Source organism: Rhodococcus sp. T7 (genome assembly GCF_009872365.1).
Classification (GTDB): domain Bacteria; phylum Actinomycetota; class Actinomycetes; order Mycobacteriales; family Mycobacteriaceae; genus Rhodococcus_F.
In genome coordinates this window covers 24,166-47,298 of sequence record NZ_WXYH01000265.1, presented here as the reverse complement: position 1 = coordinate 47,298, position 23,133 = coordinate 24,166, and the positions used below count along the sequence as shown (strand labels likewise).

The following is a 23,133-nucleotide window of genomic DNA, read 5'->3' as shown; positions in this document are numbered from 1 at the left end:
TGACCATGGAACCCTTGATCGCCCTCGTCGCCGTCACTCTGGCACTGCTCGCCGCGGGCGCGGCCGGTGTGCGCCGGTTCCGGCCGTGGCCCGTCGCCCTGCGGGGTGGACTCGCGGCCATGTTCACACTGACCGGGATGGCCCACTTCGTCGGACTGCGTGCGGAACTCGTCGCCATGGTTCCACCGTCGCTGCCGAACCCGAGTCTGCTGGTGACCCTGACCGGTCTGCTCGAACTGGCCGGCGCCGCGGGACTGCTGATCCGGCGCACCGCGCCGTGGGCGGCCGGGTGCCTCACCGCCCTGCTGATCCTGATGTTCCCGGCGAACGTGTACGCCGCCGTGGAAGGACTGGCGACGGGACCGTTCGAAGCGCTGCTCCCCCGCACACTCCTGCAGGTCGTGTTCCTGTCGGCGTCCCTCGCCGTCGTGATCTCGTCCGTGCGGGGCCGGGCTACGGAATCGCCCTCCGAAGCCCACTCGCTCGAAGCACCCGGCGTTGCACTCCCGCCCGCACCGCATCCTCGGTTCCGATGATCCGCACGTGCTTTCGCGCCCGGGTGATTGCGGTGTACAGCAATTCGCGGGTCAACAGCGAGGATGCCGCGCCGGGCAGCACCACGGTCACGGTGTCGTACTGGCTGCCCTGACTGCGATGAATCGTCATCGCGTACACCGTCTGCACCGCGGACAGGTGCGTCGGATGCAACAGGAACGGTTCGCTACCGCGCACGAACGCGGCGAACAGTTCGTCGTCGTCCCGGCGCACGATCACGCCGGTGTCGCCGTTGTAGATCTTCGTTTCGTGATCATTGGCAGTCACCATCAGCGGCTGGCCCGGGTACCAGCGATCCGGGTCCAGTCGCTGCCCCGTCGACTCCCCGATCCACTCCATCGCCTGCCGCGCCCACCGCTGCACCCCGTACGGACCTTCCCGGTGCGCGCACAACAGCCGGTGCCTCTCCGAATGCTGCAGTGCAGCAGCGGCATCGCCGGATTCCGCGGACCCCGTGACCGCGGCAGCCGTTGCCACGACGTCTGCCCGCAGTGCGTCCAGATCTTCGGGTCCGTGGAACGACACCTCGGGGGCACCGCGCAACAGGATCTCCACGACCTCGTCCGGCTCGCCTTCCCGCACCGCGACGGCAAGCTCGGCGATGGCGCCGCCGAAGCGCCGCCCGCGGCTGAGCCGGACCACTCCGCCCCGCAATCTGTCCCGTTCGCCCGCACTCAGCGCGGCTTCGAGTGGGTCGTCAGCGGCGTCGAGGTCGTCGCCGACGATCCTGGAGAGCACCGGATTCTCGGTACCCGACACCGGCCGCGCGACGAGATCGGCCAGGACCGCGCCCGCGTCGACGGACGTCAGCTGATCCGGGTCTCCGACGAGCACCAACTGGGTGTCGGGGCGGACAGCCTCGAGGAGCCGGCACATCATTGTCAGCGACACCATCGACGTCTCGTCGACCACGATCACGTCGTAGGGCAGGTGGTTGTTCGCGTTGTAACGGAAGCGGCTGCCGCGTCCACGCTGCCAGCCCAGCAGCCGATGCAGTGTCATCGCTGTCAGTTCGGACGGCAACCCGAGTGCGTCGGCCTGCTCGCGCACCGACTCCTGCAACCGCGCCGCGGCCTTCCCGGTGGGTGCCGCCAGCGCGATACGCCGTCCCGGCCCGGGCTGCCTGATCAGCAACGCCAGCACCCGGGCGACGGTGTGGGTTTTGCCCGTTCCGGGGCCGCCGACCACCACCGACGTCCACTGGGTGGCCGCGACCGCGGCCGCGATCCGTTGTCGATCCGGCGACGGTGCCTGCGCCGTGTCGTCGTGCTGGTCGCGGAACAACGCGTCCAGCCCGTCCCGCAGCGACTGCTCGTCGACGACGGGATACCCGACGGCGCGCTGGTCGAGAACCCGCCGGATGGTCGCCTCCTGCCGGAAGTACCGGTCGAGGTAGAGCAGCCCGCCCTCGGCCGTGTCGACGAGCCGCAAGGGTCGTAGCGGTCCCGCGGGACCACCCGTGACCAGCGGGCTCCGGCGCAGTGCCGCGACGACGGTGTCGTCGTCCGGCCAGGGCAGGGCGTCGAGATCGACCTCGGATTCCTCGTCGACGGTGACTTCCCGGAACCGCGTCAGGTCCAGGCACACCGAACCGGACCGGACCGCGCGCACCGCCAGCGCCGTCGCCAGCACGACGTTTTCCGAAGATTCGCCCCCGAGCGCCGACAACCGTAGCGCGACGTGCACGTCGGCGGCGGCCAGCACCCCGGCCTCGTTGAAGATCCGCAGCATCCCCTTGCCGCGCTGCGCCACCTCCACCCCGGTCATCGCGCCGCCTCCTGCGTGGAGGCCGACCCGGACAACAGGTCGGACAGCGCGGTGATCAGCGCGGCGGGCGGCGCCCAGTCGAAGACGCCACAGCCCGGTGGCGTGCCGGGCCCGACCATCCCGCGGACGAACAGGTACTGCACACCACCGAGGTGCACGGCCGGATCGTAATCCGGCTGCCGCCAGCGCAGGTAGCGGTGTAGCGCAACGGAATACAGCAGAGCCTGCAGTGGATAGTGCGCCCGCAGCATTTCCGCGGCCATCCTCTCGCGGGTGTAGTGCGCGGTGGTCAGGTCGCCTTGCGCGAGACGGTTGGTCTTGTAGTCGACCACGACGTACCGCGGTCCGGGCAGCCGCAGCACCGCGTCGATGCTGCCGGTGAGGTATCCGCGCAGCGGGGTCGGCTCGAGGGTCTGCACGGCGTCGGCGTACGACCGGAGTGGGTCGTCGTCGGGAAGGTGGGTGCGCAGCAGTCGGCCGATACCGTCGAGCATCACTGTGAGCGACGGCGTGTCGCCGCCTGCGAGGGGCAGTTCGAAGTCGAGTTCCGCCAGCAGGTCTGCGGGGGCCAGGTCCGCGAGTGTCCCCGCGCCGAGCGGAGTGCGCAGCACCGGTACCAGCGCCGTGGCGAGCTGGGCCGGATCGACGTCCGACAGGGTCGACGCGATCACGTCGCGGCAGCACCGCAGGACTTCGTCGTCCAGATCGGGTGCCGCGGTGTCGACGATCTCGAAGACGGCGTGGACGAGCGTGCCGAACGTCGCGCCGCCCGGCAGTTCGTTCATCGTCGACGGCAATCCCGCGGTGACGTCGTCCGGCGCGTGCAGCGGCGGTTCGTCCGGCTCGTCCGTCTTCTCCTCGACCTCCGCTTCGCTGCCGACAGCGGGCGCGTCGTGTGCGGACGCCGTCAACGCCGAATACGACGTGCGACGCCACCGCGTGTCCAGCAGCCGACGGAACCTCGCGGCCTCGAGGTCGCCGCTGGGCTCTCGTTGGGGTGTCCAGTCGACCCGCGGGATGGGTTCGGAACCCACGGCCTCGACGGTCACCGCCTCGGGTGCCGCCGTGCCCCAGGCCGACAACCGTTCCGCGACAATCGGATCCTCGGGGACGGAGACCTTCTGAGGGACGTCCCGCTGCCCGGGTTGCCGGCCCAGGATCATCCGGTGCAGCGGCGCACCGGCCGTCGTGAATGCCGGCGCCCACCACATCACGAGCCCGCACATCGCCCGGGTGACCGCGACGTAGAGCAGCCGCAACTCCTCCCCCGCCTCCTCCGCGTCGTGCCGGTTCCTGCGGTCCGCGTAGCCGGGGCTGCCGGGGCCGCCGACGTCGAGGACGCGTCGCCCGGCGTCGTCGTGCAGCAACAGTTTGGTCGGTTTCGAGATCGTGGCGGCGTCCCACGCGTACGGCAGGTAGACGAGCGGGAATTCAAGGCCCTTGCTGGCGTGGACGGTCGCGATCTGCACCGCCGCGGCGTCGCTGTCGAGCCGCCGGCTGCGGTCCACCCCGCCCGACGTCGGATCCTTCATGCGTTCGGTGAGCCAGCGGATGACCGCCGTCAGGCCGAGCGACTGCTCGACGGCGGCACCGTTGAGCAACTGCGCCACGTGCCGGAGATCGGTCAGCGCCCGCTCGCCCGCCGCCACCCGGAGCAGTCTCGCCTCCAGCGCGCCGACCGCGGACAGTCGTTCGAACAGCGCCGCGAAACCGGACTGCGCGAACACCGAGCCGAGCTCCCTCAGCTGCCCGCCCACCTCCGCGACGATGTCGTCGCCGCGGGCGTCGAGTTCCTCGGCCGTCTGTCCGAGCAGCGGGGTGAGCGCGGCCAGCCGCACCCGGTCGGCGCGGTGCGGCTGCTCGATGGCCTGCAGGATCCAGAGCCAGTGCTGCGCAGCGGGAGTGGTGAAGACGCTGGCCCCACCGGCGAGCACGGACGGCACCCCGGCCCGGTCGAGGGCGTCGTGGACCAGGGTGATCTGGGCGTTGGTGCGCACCAGGACCGCGATGTCGCCGGGCTCGACGAGTCGGACGGTTCCCCCGACGTCGAGTGTCGCGCCGCCGTCGAGGAGGGCGACGATGTCGGCGGCGAGGTCGGCGGCGATCCTCTTCCGGAGCGGCCCCACTCCCGGGTATCCCGACTTGTTGAGCGGCCCGGCGCCGGTGCGCGGCAGGTACCGCAGCCGCAGCGGCACGGCACCCGTGAGGCGCGACTTCGGCCGCGCACCGTCGACGCGGTGCACGACGATCTCGGGATGCCCGAGTGCGGCGCCGCCGTGCAGGTATTCGAGGCCGTCGAGGAGTTCCTGATCGCTGCGCCAGTTGGTGGTCAATTCCTGGTGCCGGTCGGCGGAGCGCACCGCGTCAAGGTAGCTGAGGACCTCGGCGCCGCGGAACGCGTAGATCGCCTGCTTCGGATCGCCGACGAGCACCAGTGTTCCGCTGTCGTGGAAGGTGCGGCGCAGGATGTCCCATTGCAGGGGGTCGGTGTCCTGGAACTCGTCGACGAGCACGACGCTGTAGCGTTCGCGGACCCGCCTGCAGGCCGCCGCACCGTGCTCGGGATCGCTGAGGACGCGGTGGAGGAGCATGGGGAGATCGTCGAAGTCACGCAGTCCCACCGCGCGTTTGCGGCGGTCGACTTCGGCGCGGACCGCCTCGGCGAACGCCACCCGCTCTCCGGCCGGGGTGCCCCGCGCATCTTCCGGGGCGAGCACGGCCTGCGAGTCGAAGATGGCGGCGCGGGCGGCGGCGGTGGCCTCGGCGGGTGTGAATGGAACGGAGTCGGCGCGACTGTACGCCCGGAGGTACAGGTCGGCGATCACCTCCGTCGTGAGGTCGTCGGCGGCCTCGACGAGCACCGTGTCGGGGTCGCGTTCGCCCGCGATCCCGAGTCCGTCGAGCATGCGCTGGCAGAAGCTGTGGGTGGTGACGATGGTGGCGGCGTCGAAGTCCGACAGTGCCTGCAGCAGACGCCGGCGGCGCAGCGTCACCTCGTCGGCGTCGGCCTCGGCGAGGTGCCGGATCACGTGGTCCGCGCTCAGCCGCGCGGCCGCGGGGTCGGCCAATGCGGCTGCGGCGGAACCGAATCGCTCACGGGTGCGTTCCCGCAGTTCCTGCGTCGCGGCGCGGCTGAACGTCACCAGCAACAACTGTGACAGGTCGACACCGCCCTCGGCGACGAAGCGGGCGGCCAGACCGACGATCGCGTACGTCTTCCCGGTACCGGCGCTCGCCTCGAGAACCGTCGTGCCCTCCGGCAACGGACCGAGCAGGTCGAAACCCCGCGCGCCGGTCACGGCTGCGCCACCGTCTCGGCGGCGAGCAGCGGCGCCCACAGTTGCCGGGCGTAGTTCTCGATGGTCACCGCGTCGCCGAGGACGTCGATGCCGGGTGAGGACCCGTACACGTACGTGATGTGGCGGTCGCGTGCGTCACCGAAATCACTGCTCCATTCCTTCCGGGCCGCCTCGATCGCGTCCTCCATGCTGCTGCCGCCGTGACGTCGCTCGGCGTAGGCCGCCGACGCACTCGTGGCGATCGGCAACGGCGCATGCAACCCGAGATCGCGCAGTTCGACCAGTCGCACCAGTTCCTCCAGCGGGTTCTCCGGTGCCGTCAGGGTCGAGCGCCACGCTGGGCGGCTGTACGAGCCGCGGCCGGTGGTCACCGCTGTCCATTCGATGTCGCCGTTGCGGTCGGACGCCGCGACCGCCAGCAATTGGGCCCACGCGGTGAGGCGGTGTTTCGGCCCCAACCTCGAATACGTGGTGCTCGCGATCACCGATCCGTGCACACCCCCGACGGTCCCGGTGAGGCGCCGTCCGTTGCCGAGATCGACATCGACGTCGACCGTCTCCGCGCGCCCGACGTGCACGGACCCGCTGACCGCGACGAGCGACTCGACCGCGTGCTCGATGTCGGCGAGCACCGCCTCCCCCAACTTGTACGGCGGCAACGTGCCCCGGCGCCACTCGGCGGCGCGGAAGTCGGCCGGTTCGGTTCCCGACAGTCGCGCGACGAGCATCCTCTGGCCGAGGTCCCAGCGGGCGAGCGGATCGGGCGCCACGTCCAGTGCGTCGGCGAGGTCCTCGTCCACGTCGGGGACTCGCAACCCGAGCCGTTGCCGCAGGAACGCCTGCGTCGGGTGCACCAGGAACGCGACGAGTTCGGCGAGATCAACGGGGGCCGGCGGCGGCGGCACCAGCGGCGCCGGCAGGAACGCGGGTACCGGTTCGGGCGGGTGCTGCGCGGCGCGGGCACCGGCCAGCGCCGCCCGGTCGAAACTGAACGGGTGCTCGGGCCGGAAGTTACGGGCGTCGAACGGCTGCAACGGATGCCGCGTCACGATGCCGGGGAGGGCATCGCTCCCCACGGTGGCCGCGACCGCGTCGAGCAATTCGGACAGCGGGATCGCAGGAGGTCGCGACATGCCGGTGACGGGGTCGGCGCCCGTATAGAACAGCAGGAGTTTCTCGCCGGCGGACATGACGGCGTCGAGCAGCAACTGCCGGTCCTCGCTGCGCGGATCGCGTTCGCCGAGCAGAGGATTGCGGGCCAGCACGTCGTCGCCGTCCATACTCACGCCCCGCGGGAACACTTCGTCGTCGAGGCCGAGGAGGACGACGACGCGGTGCGGCACCGAGCGCATCGGCACCATGGTGCACACCGTCAGCTCCCCGGTGCGGAAGTTCGCGCGGGTGGGACGTCCCGCGAGCCGGGTGGCGAGCATGGCGCGCACGTCGGACAGTCGCAGGACCGTGTCGCCGCCGTGCTCCGTCGCCGCCCCGAGTTCCCTTCTGGCCTGCGCCAATTGCCACGTGTCGGCGGCACCGACGTCGACGAGCAGGTCCAGCGCCCGGGTGAGCGCACTCGACCAGTCCGCGACGGACTGCGGCCCGGCCAGCCCGCGCAACGCGACGTCGAGGCGGTCGACGAACTCGGCCAGCCTCCCGGTGAGGTCGATGTCGTTGCTGTCGACGTCGTCGAGTGGAAGTGCGAGGGCGAGCCATTCGCCTTCGGACTCGTCGGCCGCGGCGCCGAGCAGGATGCGGTCGAGTGCGGTGGTGAACGTGTTCTGCGGGAAGTCGCCGAGGCCGAACGCCGCGCGCTGTCGCGGTCCGATTCCCCAGCGGGCCCCCGTCGCGGATGCCCACTCGCGGATCCGTTCGAGGTCGTCGTCGCCGAACCGGAATCGCCTGCGGACCGGCGCGGCCGCCGACAGGTCCAGAATCTGACTGGCCGTCACCCTCGCGTCGGCGAGTTCGAGGAGACTCGCCACCACGGCGAGCACCGGATTGGTTTGATGCAGAGCCCGATCCGCGAGCCGGACCCGCAAACGGTGACCGGGATGCCCGAGCACGTCCTGCCCGAACGCGGCCCGGATCAGCGGCGCGTACGACTCGACGTCGGGGCACATGACGAGCACGTCGCGCGGTTCGAGAGTCGGGTCGTCCTCGAAGAGATGCAGGAGGCATTCGCGCAGGACCTCCACCTGTCGCGCGGGCCCGTGGCACGCGTGGACCTGCACGGACGCGTCGGCGGTGCACTCCGCGAGCGTCGGCGCCCGGTCGTCCCGGACATCGGCCTGCAGGCACCCCAGCAGGGAGTCTGGCGGCGGGGGTCCCGCGTGGTGGAGGTCGTCGACGTCGAGGCGGGTCAGTCTCGATTCGAGTTCGCGCACGTCCCGCGCCAGGCTCGACAGCAGCGGGTGGGCGACGGACAGCGCGGTGTGGTCGTCGGCGCGTGCGAGGACGCCGTCCGTCGTCGACAACGACGACCACAGTGCGGGACTCGGATGCGGAAGCCACAGGTGCACATCGCGATTGACGGCCAGTGCGGCGAGCACGGCGATCTGATCGGTCGCGAGGCGCGTCGGACCGAACAGCGACAGCCTGCCGGGGAGTTCGACGAGGTCCGGTTCCTCGCGCAGCCGGGCGCAGGCGGAGTCGAGGCGCTCGGCGGGCGCGGGGCCGCCGATCCTCGCACGCAGCCGCCGCCACAGTTCGGCCTGCCACAGCAGGTCCTCGTCGAGCGGACCGCCGGCACCGTCGGAGTCCCGGCCTGCCGCCCAGTCGACCAGCATCGCGGGCCGCTGCGCGGAGTAACTGCGGAACAGTTCGGTCAGGTGCGACGCCGTGGCGTAGCGCCTGCCGGGCCGGTGATTGTCGGTGTCGGGGCGGCCGTGCCCGAGGTGTTTCGCGAGGACGGCGCACCAGGGTTCGCCGAGGCACTCGTCGACGACACCGAGCAGCGCCCACAGCACCCGGGACGGGTGCCACGGGTCGTCGTCGGCGGACACGCCGGTGGCGGCGGCGAGGCACTCGTCCACGAGCCGGGTGGGTGACGGGAAGTCGATGTTCGCGGCCACCCCGTCGCCGACGCCGGGCCGGGCACCGAGCGCGGTCGAGAGTCGCTGAGTGAGCCAGCGCTCCACACCCTTCGCCGGGACGGCGACGACCTCACGGGCGAACGGATCGGACAGCGGGGTCGCGAGCACGTCGCCGAGAGCCGACGCGAGAGTGGTGGAACGCTCGGCGCGATGCAGTACGAGCACGTGGCCTCCCTTCGCCCCCCAACTCCGGTCGGCTCAGACTTACCACACCCCACCGACTCGACAGGCAACTCCGCACGTGAGCGGCAAAGTGTGCCGGGGCACGCTTTGCCGCTCACGTCAGCGGCCGGGGCGGGCCTGGGTGAGGTGCGGGACCCAGCCGTGGGTGGGCCACTTCTTCAGGCCGACCTTGGCGGGGACGATCCGCTTGTTCACGAATTGGCTCTCCAGTTCGGTGTCGGACTCGCCCGTGAACCGCCACAGCGCCGCGTCGCCGGGTCGTGCCACCGACGACCAGGACCTGGCCCGGTACGCGGCGCGAACGATGTTGTCCGCGAACACGATCACCGGGATGTCGTCGGTGTTGCGGACGGCGGCGCCCGCCGCCCACGCACCGCGGGACAGTTCGTACACCTCTTCCGACGTCACGCCCCGCCGGGACGCGGCGGGCACCTCGAGGACGACGCAGGGGGTCGGCAGATTCGGCACCGGTTCTGCTGCGTATTGCAACACGAGGTCGTCGACGGGTACGGCGCGCTGCTCGCCCGCGCCGCCGGCGAGGTTGCCGAGGGCGGAACCCTCGACGAGCCCAAGCGCTCCCACCACCCCGTTGCGCACCGCGTCGGCGACGCCACCGGTGTCGGAAATGCGGTGCGCCACGATGTAGTGCTCGACCTCGTGGCCCGAGTCGTAGATCTCCCGGATGCGGGCGATCGTCGCGGCTTTCACCTCGGCGCCGTCGGTCTCCGGATCCTCGAGGGTCCGCCGGTGCTCGTTCTCGGCCAGCGCCTCCCACACGTAGCCGTACACCCGGGTGCCTCGGCCGGCGCCGACGTAGAACACCAACCTGTTGCGGGGGTCGAGGAGCGCGTAGACGTAGGTGCCGAGTTCCTCACTTACCCGCTTCGGGAACGGCTGCGGCGCATGGCGGGTCTGATACACCTCTTTCAGGATCAGGCGCAGCGCCGCCAGTTTCAACGCGACGGGAGTACCGCCGTCGATGCCGTCGAACAGCGCGGTGGCGGCGCCCTGCACGGACGAGAAGGTGTGCCCGATGTGCCGTTCCAGGGACTTCGTGACGTCCGCGAACTGCGCGAACCGCACCTTCGGGTCGGGGGACGCGTTGTCCAGGTCGTTGGACGCGAGGAAGGTCTGGACCTCGGCATTGTCGAGCCAGCGAGAAGTGATGTCGATCGGGATCGTCCAGACGGTAGCCATGCCCCTACCGTAAGGGAAAACCTCGGTGAAGAACTCGGACGACTAATACACCGGGCGATTCGAACTCTTCCGACGTCGTACCCGGTGCGGGAAGATGGAGTAGTACCCGTTCCGACGCAGGTTGGGAGAACATTCATGACGACGCCCACCTACTCCACCCGCACGGCGGTCGACATCGCGGTCGGCATCCTCATCGCGTTCCGCGGCTGCTCCGAGAACGACGCGTTCACCGAACTCGCGGAGACGTCCCGGCAGCACAAGGTCGCCCTCGCCCGCACCGCCCGCGCGTTGATCGCGTTCATCCAGACCCATCACGACGACCTCCCCGCGTCCGACGTCACCGCTGCGGCTCTGCAGTGGAGCCACGCCACTCCGTACCGCGGCGCGTTCGGCACGGCGGCCTGATTTCGGCTGAAAGTCTGAGAATTCTCTGGCTTCGACGGCGCGACGCTCCGCAAACCTTCAGACTCGATGTGAGACCAACGACCTGCGCACCGAGATACGAAGAGGTAACTGAGTTGACGATCCGCAAGATCACGGTTGCCGCGGTAGCGATCGCCGCAGCCCTCACGATGTCCGCCTGTGGTTCCGACGAGTCTTCCGGCTCGGGCGGGACCACCACGTCCACCACCACCGCAGCGGCCGAGACGACGGATGACCTCGTGCTGCCGACGGCCGCCGACCTCAACGCCCTGCTGGCGAAGGGCCTCGACCCGGCCACTCCACTCGACCAGAAGATCGCCATGGTGGAGGGTTCGGAGCAGGATCCGAACCTGTTCAACCAGGTCGCCGCCGCCGCTCAGCAGGCGGGTGCGCAGGTTCAGGTGCTGGACCCGGTGATCGACAACGGCGACGGCAGCGCCAGCGCGCAATTGCAGTTGACGATCAACGGCCAGGTGCAGCAGAACACCCTGCCCGCCATCTTCGTGCCAGGCGAGAACGGGACGTGGAAACTGTCGAAGGCGACGGCCTGCTCGATCGTGGCGATCGCGCAGCTGACGTCACCCGCCTGCCCGCCCGCCTGATCCGGACCCGCGTCACACGCCTTCCAGGGCCTCCCCGATCTCCTGGACGGCCCGGTTGTGCTGATCGGTGATCAGCACATGCCCCGCTGCGATGGTCAGTGCAACCGGCCATTCGATGATTTCGACGGCGGCGAGCAGGCCGATCGCCGCGAAGAATGCCAGCTGCTCGGGGCGAGGCAGCGGCACCCTGCCGAGGATCGGTAGCTGCACCGCGAAGCTGTGGGCCTCCTGCACCCGCTGCACGGCGTCGCCGTGCGACTGCGCCTCCGACGTTCGTTGGGCCATAGTTCGTCTCCCTTGTCCGTGCCGTTTCCCGGTCAGCCACCTTGACCGTGGACCGTGTCGGGTGTGCTGAGTGCCGTCGCCCAGACCGCTGCCGGTGTCTTCTCCGGTGCCGGGGACCCGTTGACCGGGGTGGTCACCCGGGTGCTCACCCCACCGCTCCGGGAGGTGTACGCCGTGCTGCTGCGGGCGGGCGTGATCGAGATCGTCGACTGATCGCCCGCAAGCTTTTCCAGCAATCCCGGTGCGAACGCGGCTGCCGCGGTCGCCGCGCCCGCGCATCCCAGCGCCTGGGCCCACCCGACCGGTCCCAGTGGGGTGCATCCCAGGAGCTGACTGACTCCGGGCGTACTGACCATCACGGTGAGCGCGGCGAGTGACCCGCCCGCGGTGAGGACGACGAGCGGGCTGCGTGAATCGATGAGCGTCTGCCCCAGTTGGGTTCCGACCAGCGCGACCAGCCCGACCGTCGACGCCCGGCGTTGCCTGCCGGTCACGCTCGCCAGCGCCCACGCCGTCGTCGCGCCTGCCGCGGTGGCGGCGCCGCGGATCGCAACGGTCCGCCACAGCGCGGCACTGTCCGGTCCGCGGCCCTCTCCGCGGGTCTGTTCGTTGGGTGGGCTCACCGCGAGCGCGGCCGCCGGCAGGGCGTCGGTGAGCACGTTCACCAGCAGAAGCTGACGCGCGGTGAGCGGTGACCGTCCGGCGATCGCGCTGCCGATCAGGGCGAATGCCACCTCGCCGGCGTTCCCGCCGAGCAGCACCGACACTCCGGCCTGCACCCGCCGCCACAGCTGGCGGCCTTCGTCGAGGGCGTCGCGCAGCGCGTCGACGCGGCCGTCGAGGAGCACCACGTCCGCGGCGCTGCGGGCGGGGTCGCTGCCGCGCGAGCTGACCCCGATTCCCACACTGGCGGCCCGGATCGCGGCGGCGTCGTTGGCGCCGTCGCCGACCATCGCGCAGACGTGACCGACACGTTCGAGGGTCTGCACGATCTGCACCTTGTGTTCGGGCGTCATCCGGGCGAAGACGACGCACTTCTCGACGGCGTTCTCCTGCCCCCGGTGCGACAGGGTGTCCCAGTCGGTGCCGCTGATCACCTGCTCGGACGACACGGGCAGTCCCAGCTCCCTTGTGATGGCGGTGGCCGTGACGGGATGGTCGCCGGTGATCAGCCGGACCCCGACCTGCAGGCGTTCCAGGTCGGGAAGCAACCCGGCCGCCTCGGGGCGCGGGGTGTCGGCCAGCCCGAGCAGTCCGACGAGTTGCAGCCCGCCGCCACACAGGTCGTCGAGGACGTCGGCGTCGTCGGCCGCGCGTCGCGACTGGAATTTCTTGACGGTCCGGCGGGCGACGGCGATGACGCGCAGCCCGTCGGCGGCCATGCCGAGAACGGTGTCGTGGACCTCGTCGGCGCCGATTCCGGTGCAGGCGGCGATCACGACCTCCGGTGCACCCTTCAACGACAGGTGCGTCCCCGACAGCGAGGCGGAGTAGGGCCGTCCGGACCGGAACGGCAGATATCTGCGGTGCTCATCCTCCGGTGGCAGCAGGTCCGCTGCCGCGTCGGCGATCGCGACATCGGTGGCGTGCACAGCCGGACTGCCGTCGGGGGTGACGGCGCTGCGGCCCGCGCACCTGAGCACCTCGTCGCGGTCGAACCCCGGCTGAGGGACCGCGGAAACCACCCGCAGGCGGTTCTCGCTCAGCGTGCCCGTCTTGTCGAAGCACACCACGTCGACGCGGCCGAGTGCCTCGACGGACCGCGGCGCCCGCACCAACGCGCCCGACCGGGTCAGCCTGCGTGCGGCGGCCTGCTGCGCCAGGGTCGCGACGAGCGGCAACCCCTCCGGAACGGCTGCCACCGCGACCGCGACGCCACTGGTGACCGCCTGCCGCAGTCCGGTGCCGCGCAGGAATCCGACGGCGGTCACCAGCGCGCCGCCCCCGACGCTGACGGGCAGCACCCGGTCGGTGAGGCTCCTGAGCTGCGCCTGCAGACCGACGTGCGACGCACTCGCCGGGGTGATCGCGCCAGCGCGTCCCGCTTCCGTGGCGTCACCGACCGCGGTGACGATCGCCGTCGCGGTGCCGGTGAGGATCGTAGTTCCCGCGAACACCATGCAGGCGCGTTCGCCGATGGGTGCGCCCGGGGTCGGCGACGTCTGCTTGCTCACCGGCAGCGATTCCCCCGTGAGTGAGGATTCGTCGACCTCGACGCCGGGTGCCTCGACGAGCCTGCCGTCGGCGGGCACCACCTCGCCGGGGCAGATCTCGATCACGTCGCCCGGCCGCAACCGCGACGCCTCCACCCGCTCGGTCACCCGGCTGTTCGGGGACCCGGCGACGCGGTGCGCGGGCGGATCACCCGCCGCCAGCATCCTGGTCAGCAGTCGTTCTGCGTGCAGGCGTTGCACGGCCGACAGCGCGGCGTTCCCCGCGAGGACTGATCCCACGAGCACCGCGTCGATCGGCGACCCGAGCAGCGCGCTCGCCGCAGATCCGGTGGCGAGGACCGGGGTCAACGGATCCGACAGTTCCGTGCGCATCGCCCACCCGAAGTCCCAGGCCAGACCGACCGGCCACGCGGTGAACCGGCCGATCGCCTCGACCGGGGCCAGCACCAGACGCACCGAGCGGCGGCGGGGCGTCGCGGCGCCCCCGTCTTCGTGCACGGGCAGCAGACGGCGCACCTCCGTCGCCGGCATCTCGTGCCAGGCGTGAACCGGGGCGGCCGGCGGAATTTCGGCACGCAGCACACAGCGTGCGAGGGAATGTCCCGTCCACAGTCCTGCCGCCGCACCGACCGTGACGGGCCCGGGTCCGCGGCCGCGCACTCCCGGCAACATCACGAGCGCACCGAGCATCGACGCCGCCGTGGCGATCTCGACGCCGCGCCGGCTCGCCGTGCGGGCGTCGGGCAGCGACCGCAGCACGCGCCACACCCCGACGAGATCGTCGACCAGCAGGTCCGCACACCACGGTGGCGGGGCGTCGTCGACGAGGACACCGATCCCGACGTCGGCCGCCGACAGGGCGTGCGGCGCCCGGCCCGCCACCACCGCGACCGTCGCGCCGTTCGCCTGCAACTGCGCGACGGCGTCGCGGAGGTCCGCGTCCGCCGATCCGCTCGACGGGAGCAGGTCGTCGAAAGCCGAGCGGAGTCCGCCGAGGCCGTCCACGTTCACCGAGATCACCTGGGCGCCCGACGTGCGGGCCTGCGCGAGCACGGCCGCCGCGCCCGCGTGGTGGGCTTGTGTCACGAGGACGGCGGAATCGTCGTCCACCGCGGCCGAGGCGACGTCGCCCGGCAGGTCGGCGAGCGCGTGCCAGCCCACCCCGAGCGCGCCGGCCTCGACGGCGGACCGCGCGGCCTCCCACACCCTCGTCCGGTCTCCGTCCCGAACGGCACGGATTCCGCTCACCCGCAACTCCGCCGTGTGCAGCACCGCCGGGTCCACGACCACCGCGTCGACCCGGTCCAGGCGACGCAGTGCGGCGGGTCGCAGGACCAGCACGGAGTGGCGGTCGGCGAGTCCGCGGCCCAGCGTCGCGGCGAAGGCCTCCCGAGCGGTGCGGGCCGCCTTCGGTGCGGCGACCAGGGCCGCGTCCGCCGCGCCCGCGACACTGCGGGTCGCGACCCCCACTGCCGTCGCCCCTGCGAACTGTGCGATCGCGGCCCGGTCGACGTCCCGCTCCACCGGTCCGGACGTGCCGCGCTCGCGGGGGCGGCTGTCCGATCCGTCCGCGGGGTCCCGGGCCAGGTCGGGTTCGCGGCGATGCCACGCCCGCCGGCCGGACCACGCCTCCGCGGTGATCGCCGACCGCAGCGCCACGTCGACGGCGAGAGACGCGGGCGCGCGCCGCAGCACGTCGCCGACGGCCTGGGCGGTGGCGAGCAGCAGTTCGGCGGCGGCCGGCCCGAACCGGTCCTCGACCATGCCTCGCAGTCGCGGCTGATAGTTGACGAACGTGACCGCGGCGGCGGGCAGCGCCGCCGGCAGGCTGGGCGTCGGAAGCAGGCGGACGCCGGTGGCTGCGACGAGGCCCGTCGTCGCGGCGGCCAGTGCGAGAACCCGTTCGGCGAGTGCGACGTCGTCGCCGGGCAGTTCGCTGGGCCGGTCCCGGACGGCGCCGCGAGCGAGCGGTCGGGCGGCATCCTCCGCCTGCGCGATCACCGCGCACAGCACTGCCACCGACGGTCCGTGGTCACCGACCGTCACCACCAGCCGGGACAGCGCGCGGTTCAGTTCGGCCCCGTCCACACCGGCGGTCGCCCGGACCGCGCCGAGAACGGACGTGGCCACCACGCCGCCGTGGGGTCCGTCGAGTCCGCGGACCTCGATCCAGGCGCGGCCGTGTCCGGAACTCGTGCGGCGGGCCGGGGTTCCGCCCAGCACCTCGGTGGTGATCTGTGTCGCGGTCCGTGCGGTGGTCGCCACCAGATCGGCTGCGACGGCGCCGCCGTAGGACGCCACCCCGAGGCCGATGCCGGCGCCGCGCACCGGCAGGGACGCGGCAGCGGAGAGGTATCGACCGAGTCCCACGGCAACTACTGCCTGGAGTCCGCGCCGAACTGCCGCAGCACGGGCGCCGCCCCGCGCACTACGTCGACGATTCGCATGATGAGCTCCCATCGGCCGTGGCCACTCCCGCCGGGGCACGGCGGATCACGTCTGCGATACCCACCTCAGCGTATTCTCAACCGCCGCACGCCGAACGAGTTTCGGGGAACTATCGAATACTGTTCTACCCCAAGGTAATTCGTTCACCCTGTTCGGTGCGCCAGAATTCCCACCCGTCGCGGTTCTCGACGTCCCCGCTGATGTGACTGGCAACGGCGGTCGCCGCGGTCGTGGGGTCCGGGAACCGGCGGCCCTGCATCGGACCGCGGGTGATCTCCAACGTTCCCGTGCCGGGGTCGAACCGTCCGACCAACCGATATCCCTCGAAGTCGGCGACCACCTCGAGCCGGGTATCGACCAGTTCTTCCAGGGCCGCGGTCGCCTTTGCCGGCTTCTTCCTGGCGGACGCACGGGCGGCGGCGTCCGCACGCAACGTGGCCGCCGTCGTGGCGCGCTGCGCGTCGCTGTAGCGGCTGGGGTCCTTCTCACCGGCGAGGCCGAGCAGGTCCCAGCGCCCGCGGCCGTGCGCGACCCGGCTCAGTGGAATCGCGTGATGCCCCGTCCGCGTGCGACCGGGGGTGTCCATCATCCACAGGTCCACCTCTGCGCGGATGTCGTCGGCGACCTCGGACGAGGGCACGACGAAGAACTCCTCCGGGGAACTCGCGAGGTCGACGAACACCCAGAACTGTGAGCCGGTGTCGTCGTCGTCGAGCGACTCGTCCTGTTTGCGGGCCTGCCAGTCGCCGCTGAGTTTGGAACGCACCCGCACGATGCAACTCGTGCCGTCGTCGCCCCAGACCTGGACGGGGTTGCGCCGCGAGTGGGTGAGCCGCACTGCCTTGCCACCCCGCTCCACGACATCGGCGATGAAAGCCTGGATTCCCCGGCTGGCGGTGTCTTCCACTGTCTACTTGTCCGTCCGTGATTCTGCGTCCCGTACGCAGGTGGGGAGAGGTGTGGCGACGGGATTGCGCAGCACGACTCGACGTTCTCCTCCTCACCCTACGTGCCGTGCCCGGTACGCGGTGACTACCCGGCGCTGCGGGCGGCTTCCGCGGCCTCGGCGAAGAACCACGACAGCACGAGGGCGCCGGGGTCCACGACGCCTCGCGCCGCCTCGCCGATGTAGCTGGCCCGGCCGCGTCGCGCGGTGATGCCGGCGGTGTCCTCGGCACCGCGGGCGGCGGCGTCGGCGGCCTCGGCCAGCGCGTCGGCCGGATTCTTGCCCTGTTCGACGGCCGATTCGAGGGCGGCGACGGCGGGGGCGATGGCGTCGATCATCGTCTTGTCCCCGGGTTGCGCCCCGCCGAGTTCCTGAATCGTGTCGAGGCCCGCCCGTGCGGCGGCCGCGATCGCCTTCGTGTCCAGACCCTGCGGCGCGTCGGCGGCAACCCGGTAGAACTGCCGGAACCAGACCCCGAACAGCGCGCCCGACGTGCCGCCCGCGTGACCGAGATAGGCGTCGGACAGCGACTCGAACACCGTCGCCGGGGAGTACCGGTCACGGATCCCGGCGACGTCGACGTGGTCGAGTGCGGCCGCCATGTTGGTGCCGAAGTCGCCGTCGCCCGCGCGGCGGTCGAGGTCGGTGAGGTTCGGCTCCTCGGCGAGCACCTTCTCCACGAACGCGCCGATCCACGACCCCACCACTACCCGGCCCAGCGCACCGGCGGTGCCGGCCACCTCCGGTTCGTCCTCGCGGGATGCGACGTTCGACCGGAACTGCACCGCGGGTCGGTCTGCGATGCCGCGGAATTCACCGGCAGGCGCGTTCGGCCATCCCGGTGCGGCGGTCGGTGCGTCCCACAGGTCGAGGAGTTCGTCGTCGCAGCGCACCAGCGTGATGGACGCGCCGTCCATGTCGAGGGCGGTGACGAAGCTGCCGACCAGCGACCGCCGGATCACCACGCCCCGGTCCGCGAGATGGTCGGCGAGTTCACCGAACAGCAGTTGCAACTCCAGCGGATGGGCCGCGCCGAGTCCGTTGACGATCGCGATCACCTGCTCGCCCCTCTGCACGTCGAGCGAGGCGAGCACGGGGTCGGTGAGCCGGCGGACCAGTTCGGCGGCGGGCAGTGCGTCGACCCGTTCGGTTCCGCGTTCGCCGTGAATGCCGATCCCGAGTTCGATCTGCCCCTCCGGCAGGTCGAACGACGGCGAGTCCGACCCGGGCACGGTGCACGCTCGCAGTGCCACCGCCATGCTGCGCGAGTTCCGGGCCGTGCGTCGCCCGAACTCCGCGACGGTGGCGAGGTCGTCCCCGCGTTCCGCCGAAGCGCCGCAGATCTTCTCGACCGCGATCGTGGCCGCGGTGCCGCGACGTCCGGGCCCGTCCTCCCGTTCGGACGCGACGTCGTCGTCGACGAGCACGTGTTCGACCGTGACGCCGTCCTCTGCCGCCAGGTCGCCGGCGATGCGGAAGTTGAGGACGTCGCCGGTGTAGTTCTTCACGATGTGCACGACTCCGCCGCCGGCGTCGACGGCCCGGGTGGCGGCCCGCACCTGCAGCGCGTTGGGCGAGGTGAAGATCAGGCCGGGGCAGGCTCCGGTGAGCATGCCCCGGCCGATGAACCCGGCGTGCAGCGGTTCGTGCCCGGACCCACCGCCGGACAGCAACGCGACCTGCCCGGACGGCAACGGTTCCCGGCGGGTGAGATAGCCCGGTTCCGGATGCCATTCGAGGTCGCCGGTGGTGGCGACGGCCCCGCGGAGGGCGTCGACGACGAAGGTCTTGGGTGAGTTCAGGAACTGTGCGTGCGCCATGCCCCCAGGCTAAGCGCCCACATGTGAGTGCCGTGGCGTGCCGGAGCACGCTTTGCCACTCACCTGGGAGGCGGCGGCGAGCGCTTCCTCGAACTCCCGCCTGCCCGACTGCGATCCGAGCAGCAACGCGAGCCGGGTCAGGAAGCCCTCCCGGTCCGACTCCTCCGCCTGGTCCAGCGCCTCCGACAGTCCCGTCCACACGTTCTCACGCAGCAGTTCCTCCGGCGTCGCAGCTGTCTCCGTGTGCGCGGGGACGACACCGAGCACGGGGGCGGTCGCCGCGCGCAGGTGCGCGGGCACGTCGCCGAGCAGCGACAGGTCCCTGATCCGGCACAGGACGAGCCCGTCCGGACGGATCACGAAGCACTCGCCCGCGGACGCGCCGAGGGCCTGCGCCAGCACACCGTCGGGATCGTCGAGAACCGTCAGGTCGTCCGCCGCGTCCACCGCCACACCCGGCGCCGGGACGACGACCGCGCGCACCGATTCGGGCGCCAGCGCCATCGACATCGCGGCGGCGTGGGCGGCGACGACGTCGGCACCGGCGGCGTCGACCCCGATGCCCAGCACCGCGAAACCCGTTCCGCGGACGCGGTTCAGCGAAGACTCCACCGCTCCCCCGGCGGTGACGACCCGAACGCGGCGGTCCTCCATCGGGTCGCCGGGCAGCACACCGGTCGTCCCCTCGGCCACCGGCCAGGTGAGCGGCGACAGGTGCGCGTGTGTGGCACTCGACTGCCGCGGGTTGATGAGGTGCCCGAACTCCGGGCGGGTCGTGGCCAGCGCCAGGACGGCGTCGCGGGTGGTGCGGTAGCCGTGGCTGCCCGGCGACATGATGAGCGTCGACTTGCCCGCGTTGTCCACGTTCTGCTGCCAGGCTCCGCGCCGCTCGGCCGAATACGCTTGCAGCAGTGCGCGGTCCGCCGTCCCGCTGACGACGGCGGCCAGGGTCCAGGCGAGGGTCTCGGCGTCCTCCATGCCGGAGTTCAGCCCGCGGACGCCGAAGATCGGAACCAGGTGGGCGGCGTCACCGGCGAACAGGATCCGACCGTGCGTGAAGTCGTCCAGCGCGAGCGCGTGCGCACGGTAGAAGCCGTGCCATTCGAGGGTCCACGGCACGTCGTTCTCGAGCCAGTCGAGGTGCCGCGTGATCCGGTCGCGGATGCGGTCTTCCTGCGTCTCGAGTTCGGCATCGTCGGCACTGTCGAGTTGGTAGTCGATGCGCCAGATGTCGCGGGGCTGCCGATGCATGATGATCGTCGAGCCGGGGTTGCTCGGCGGGTCGAACCACACCATCCGCTCGGCGGGCAGCGCCGATTCCCAGTGGATGTCGGCGATGACGTAGCTGCCCTCATAGCTGTTTCCCTGCAACCGGATTCCCGCCAGTTCGCGCATCCGGCTGCGACCGCCGTCGGCGGCGACGACCCAACGTGCGCGGAGCCGGCGCACACCGAACGCGGTGTCGACGTCGAGGGTCACGTCCTCGTCCGACCGCAGGACGCCGGCCACGCTCGACGACCAGTGGAACGTGATCAGCGGGTGCGCGAGCAGGGTGTCGGTCATGATCTGCTCGATCTCGGACTGCGACACGTTGACCATGGGTCCGCGGACGTCGTGCTCGCCGTGCGCCATCTCGAAGTGCAGCACCTCTTCGTCGCGGTAGAAGCTGCGCCCACCCACCCAGGGGAGCACGATCTTCTCGAGTTCCGGCCCGAACCCGAGCCGGGCCGCCACCTCGAGGCTGTGCCGGGAGATACAGATGGCGCGGCTGCCGAACGACACCTGGTCGGCGGCCTCGAGCACGGTGACGGGGATGCCGCGCTGCGCGAGGCCGAGCGCGACGCCCATGCCGACCGGGCCTGCGCCCACGACGACGACGGGCAGGGCCTCGCCGGTTGCGGTGGTCGACGCGAAGTCCGTCGCCGCGTATTTCCGGGGCTGGAAGTAGGTGGACATGTCAGGCGGCCTCCGCGTTTCGTGCGATCTTGTTCGTTTCGGGCAGCAGCAGGATCGAGCCCAGGCTGACGACGGCGATCACCACGAAGTACGCGCTGATCGCGACGGAGGTGCCGAAGGCCCCGAACAGCCATGTCGCCAGGAACGGTGCGAGCCCGCCGCCGAGGATGGCGCCGATCTGGTAGCCGAGCGACGCGCCGCTGTAGCGGATGTGGGCGGGGAAGAGTTCCGCGAACAGAGCCGACTGCGGCCCCGCGGTGGTACCGAGCACCGCGGCCATCACGATCATCGCGAGCAGCATGACGGGTATCGACGCCGTGTCGATCAGCGGGAAGAACACCGCCGCGACGATCACCAGCGCGACCGAACTCCACGTGTACACCCGGCGCCTGCCGAGCACGTCGGACTTCCAGGCCGACACCGCCATCCCCGCCATCCAGACCGGGCACGCGACGATCAGCAGAGTGAGCATCGTGGCGCGGCTGTAGCCGAGTTGCTCGGTGCCGTACGTCAGGACGTACACCATGAACACGTAGGCGATGCCGTTGGTCGCGACGAAGGTGCCCGCCGCGAGCAGGACCGTCCGCCAGTTCCTGGTCAGCACCTCGACGATCGGCATCTTCACGATCGTGTCGCTCTCCTTGGCCTCCGCGAAGGCGGGGGACTCGAAGACGCCGAGGCGGATCCACATCGCGACGCAGACGAGCACGGCGCTCATCAGGAACGGCACCCGCCAGCCCCAGGTCTGGAAGGCGTCGTCGGACAGCAACTGGGTGACGGCGAGGAACACGACGTTCGCCATGATCACTCCGGCCGGGACACCCATCTGCGGCGCCGCGCCGTACAGGCCGCGCTTGCCTTCGGGGGCGTGCTCGGTGGCCATGAGCACCGCGCCGCCCCATTCGCCGCCGACGCCGATTCCCTGCACGAACCGCAACGCGACCAGCAGGATGGGTGCGGCCACCCCGATGGCCTCGAAGTTCGGGAGCAGTCCGATGCCGACGGTCGCGGCGCCCATCATCGTCAACGACAGCACCAGCATCGACTTGCGTCCGATGCGGTCACCGAAGTGACCCATGACGACGCCGCCGATGGGGCGGGCGACGAAGCCGACCGCGAAGGTGGCGAAGGCGGCAAGGGTTCCGGCGAACGTCGACGCGCCCGGGAAGAACTGCGGTCCGATCACGAGGGCCGCGGCGGTGCCGTAGATGAAGAAGTCGTACCACTCGATCGCGGTACCGACGAAGCTCGACAGGACTGCCCTGCGCGCTTCCTTGTGGGACACCGTCGGTGTCGCCTCGGTGATTGCCGTCATCGTCTGCCTTCCCGGTTTCTGCTGCGCATACTCATCGCGCTACCGGAATGACAATGACCCCACTCACATACGTCTGAAAAGCGGGACTATCCCCGCATGAATTGCGGAAGTTCCGTGGAAGGTGTGTCTTCGCAGTTCAGGCCGTGACGAATCGGATGAAGGCCCGCGCGACCCGGCTCAGCGTCGCGTCCCGGTGCCACGCGACGACGACGGCCACCGACGCCGGTTTCGGTTCGGCGATCGGCTTCACGACCACGGGCAGGCCCTCGTAAGTGACGTCCACCCGCGGTCGTTGCAGCAGCAGCGTCCACCCGAGACCGCGCCCGACGAAGGCCCGCGCCGTCTCGAAGTTCGCGGTCCGGTACGCCACCCGGGGCGCGAAACCGGCCTCCCGGCAGACGTCCATCGCATGGTTGGTGCTCGGTGGCGCGTCGAGGAGCACCATCGGGTGCTCCGCCAGATCCGCGAGGCGCACCGGCCCGTCGATTCCGGCCAGTGGGTGTTCCGCCCCGAGCACCACCATCGGCTCGCGGGTCATCAGCGGCACGGTCTGCCAGTCCGGGGGCAGGTCGAGGTCGTAGACGATGGCGACGTCCAATTCGCCGCCCTCGAGCTGGGTGCGCAGCCGGTTCTGCGTGTCTTCCCGGAACTCCACGGTCGCCCGCGGGTATTCGGCGGTGAACGCATACAGCATCGACGGCAGGATCGTCGGGCCCAGCGCCGGGTAGCAGCCGACGGCGATCGGACCGGTGACGGTACCGCCCTCTCCGCACGCGTCGGCCTGCAACTCACCCGCCTGCTGCAACAGTGCCCGCGCCCGCGACAGCACCGCCTCCCCCGTCGGGGTCAGCTGCACACCGCGGGCGCGCCTGCGCACACACAGTTGCGCCTTCAGCGCCTTCTCCAGGTCCGTCACCGCCGCGGACAGCGCCGACTGCGACAGGTGCATCCGCTCGGCCGCACCGCTGATCGTCCCGGTCTCGGCGACCGCCACGAACGCCGCCAGCTGGCGCATCGTGTACGCGGGGACGTTGTCGGATCGGGGCATGGAAGAACGGTAGCGCGAACCTC

General features: G+C 71.1%; 14 protein-coding genes. 3 read left to right on the top strand and 11 right to left on the bottom strand.

What is annotated here, in order from left to right; translation table 11 throughout:
* Positions 1 to 5 precede the first annotated feature (5 nt).
* A complete protein-coding gene (locus MLGJGCBP_RS22650; RefSeq protein ID WP_160098162.1) occupies positions 6 to 536 on the top strand; it encodes a DoxX family protein in 531 nt (176 codons plus the stop codon).
* Here MLGJGCBP_RS22650 and recD read toward each other — a convergent pair.
* From recD to MLGJGCBP_RS22630, 4 genes are all read right to left on the bottom strand, one after another.
* Entirely contained in the window at positions 454 to 2,322 is a 1,869-nt protein-coding gene (gene recD / locus MLGJGCBP_RS22645; protein WP_160098160.1) for an exodeoxyribonuclease V subunit alpha, read from the bottom strand. The two genes, MLGJGCBP_RS22650 and recD, sit on opposite strands and share 83 nt — an antisense overlap.
* Positions 2,319 to 5,660, bottom strand: a complete 3,342-nt coding sequence (locus MLGJGCBP_RS22640) for a UvrD-helicase domain-containing protein (RefSeq protein ID WP_160098158.1) — start codon at positions 5,658 to 5,660, stop codon at positions 2,319 to 2,321. The genes recD and MLGJGCBP_RS22640 overlap by 4 nt, the downstream gene beginning before the upstream one ends.
* Positions 5,618 to 8,878, bottom strand: a complete 3,261-nt coding sequence (gene recC, locus MLGJGCBP_RS22635; RefSeq protein ID WP_160098156.1) for an exodeoxyribonuclease V subunit gamma — start codon at positions 8,876 to 8,878, stop codon at positions 5,618 to 5,620. Before recC ends, MLGJGCBP_RS22640 begins: the two co-directional genes overlap by 43 nt.
* Positions 8,879 to 8,995: 117 nt before the next feature.
* Entirely contained in the window at positions 8,996 to 10,093 is a 1,098-nt protein-coding gene (locus MLGJGCBP_RS22630; RefSeq protein ID WP_160098154.1) for a GIY-YIG nuclease family protein, read from the bottom strand.
* Positions 10,094 to 10,228: 135 nt separating this feature from the next.
* Between MLGJGCBP_RS22630 and MLGJGCBP_RS22625 the strand changes: the two genes are divergently transcribed.
* Positions 10,229 to 10,498, top strand: coding sequence for an ANTAR domain-containing protein (locus tag MLGJGCBP_RS22625; RefSeq protein WP_160098152.1), 270 nt, complete (start codon positions 10,229 to 10,231; stop codon positions 10,496 to 10,498).
* Positions 10,499 to 10,611: 113 nt separating this feature from the next.
* The gene (locus MLGJGCBP_RS22620) at positions 10,612 to 11,118 is read left to right on the top strand and encodes a hypothetical protein (protein ID WP_087557151.1); all 507 of its coding nucleotides are present in this window, start codon (positions 10,612 to 10,614) and stop codon (positions 11,116 to 11,118) included.
* A gap of 12 nt (positions 11,119 to 11,130) precedes the next feature.
* Here MLGJGCBP_RS22620 and MLGJGCBP_RS22615 read toward each other — a convergent pair whose 3' ends face one another.
* The 7 genes from MLGJGCBP_RS22615 to MLGJGCBP_RS22585 all read right to left on the bottom strand — a co-directional run bounded on the left by MLGJGCBP_RS22615 (position 11,131) and on the right by MLGJGCBP_RS22585 (position 23,110).
* Positions 11,131 to 11,403 carry a hypothetical protein gene (locus MLGJGCBP_RS22615; RefSeq protein ID WP_087557150.1) on the bottom strand — a complete coding sequence of 91 codons (273 nt, stop codon included), beginning with the start codon at positions 11,401 to 11,403 and terminating at the stop codon, positions 11,131 to 11,133.
* 32 nt (positions 11,404 to 11,435) lie between these two features.
* Positions 11,436 to 15,947: a cation-translocating P-type ATPase gene (locus MLGJGCBP_RS22610; RefSeq protein ID WP_160098150.1), complete on the bottom strand. Its 4,512-nt coding sequence runs from the start codon at positions 15,945 to 15,947 to the stop codon at positions 11,436 to 11,438.
* A gap of 202 nt (positions 15,948 to 16,149) precedes the next feature.
* Positions 16,150 to 16,932: a hypothetical protein gene (locus MLGJGCBP_RS22605; RefSeq protein ID WP_160098148.1), complete on the bottom strand. Its 783-nt coding sequence runs from the start codon at positions 16,930 to 16,932 to the stop codon at positions 16,150 to 16,152.
* A 125-nt stretch (positions 16,933 to 17,057) separates the two neighbouring features.
* Complete coding sequence (gene dhaL / locus MLGJGCBP_RS22600; RefSeq protein ID WP_160098146.1) at positions 17,058 to 18,791, bottom strand: dihydroxyacetone kinase subunit DhaL; 1,734 nt, start codon at positions 18,789 to 18,791, stop codon at positions 17,058 to 17,060.
* A gap of 9 nt (positions 18,792 to 18,800) precedes the next feature.
* On the bottom strand, positions 18,801 to 20,747 hold the full coding sequence (locus MLGJGCBP_RS22595) for an FAD-dependent monooxygenase (RefSeq protein ID WP_160098144.1): 1,947 nt from the start codon (positions 20,745 to 20,747) through the stop codon (positions 18,801 to 18,803).
* A 1-nt stretch (position 20,748) separates the two neighbouring features.
* Complete coding sequence (locus MLGJGCBP_RS22590) at positions 20,749 to 22,062, bottom strand: MFS transporter (RefSeq protein ID WP_160098142.1); 1,314 nt, start codon at positions 22,060 to 22,062, stop codon at positions 20,749 to 20,751.
* Between the two features lie 136 nt (positions 22,063 to 22,198).
* Complete coding sequence (locus MLGJGCBP_RS22585; protein WP_087557144.1) at positions 22,199 to 23,110, bottom strand: LysR substrate-binding domain-containing protein; 912 nt, start codon at positions 23,108 to 23,110, stop codon at positions 22,199 to 22,201.
* Positions 23,111 to 23,133 lie beyond the last annotated feature (23 nt).

Bases quoted from the DNA above. Each gene is read 5' to 3' on its own strand.
- MLGJGCBP_RS22650 (WP_160098162.1), top strand. From the start codon at position 6: ATGGAACCCTTGATCGCCCTCGTCGCCGTCACTCTGGCACTGCTCGCC.
- recD (WP_160098160.1), bottom strand. From the start codon at position 2,322: ATGACCGGGGTGGAGGTGGCGCAGCGCGGCAAGGGGATGCTGCGGATC.
- MLGJGCBP_RS22630 (WP_160098154.1), bottom strand. From the start codon at position 10,093: ATGGCTACCGTCTGGACGATCCCGATCGACATCACTTCTCGCTGGCTC.
- MLGJGCBP_RS22625 (WP_160098152.1), top strand. From the start codon at position 10,229: ATGACGACGCCCACCTACTCCACCCGCACGGCGGTCGACATCGCGGTC.
- MLGJGCBP_RS22615 (WP_087557150.1), bottom strand. From the start codon at position 11,403: ATGGCCCAACGAACGTCGGAGGCGCAGTCGCACGGCGACGCCGTGCAG.
- dhaL (WP_160098146.1), bottom strand. From the start codon at position 18,791: ATGGCGCACGCACAGTTCCTGAACTCACCCAAGACCTTCGTCGTCGAC.
- MLGJGCBP_RS22595 (WP_160098144.1), bottom strand. From the start codon at position 20,747: ATGTCCACCTACTTCCAGCCCCGGAAATACGCGGCGACGGACTTCGCG.
- MLGJGCBP_RS22590 (WP_160098142.1), bottom strand. From the start codon at position 22,062: ATGACGGCAATCACCGAGGCGACACCGACGGTGTCCCACAAGGAAGCG.
- MLGJGCBP_RS22585 (WP_087557144.1), bottom strand. From the start codon at position 23,110: ATGCCCCGATCCGACAACGTCCCCGCGTACACGATGCGCCAGCTGGCG.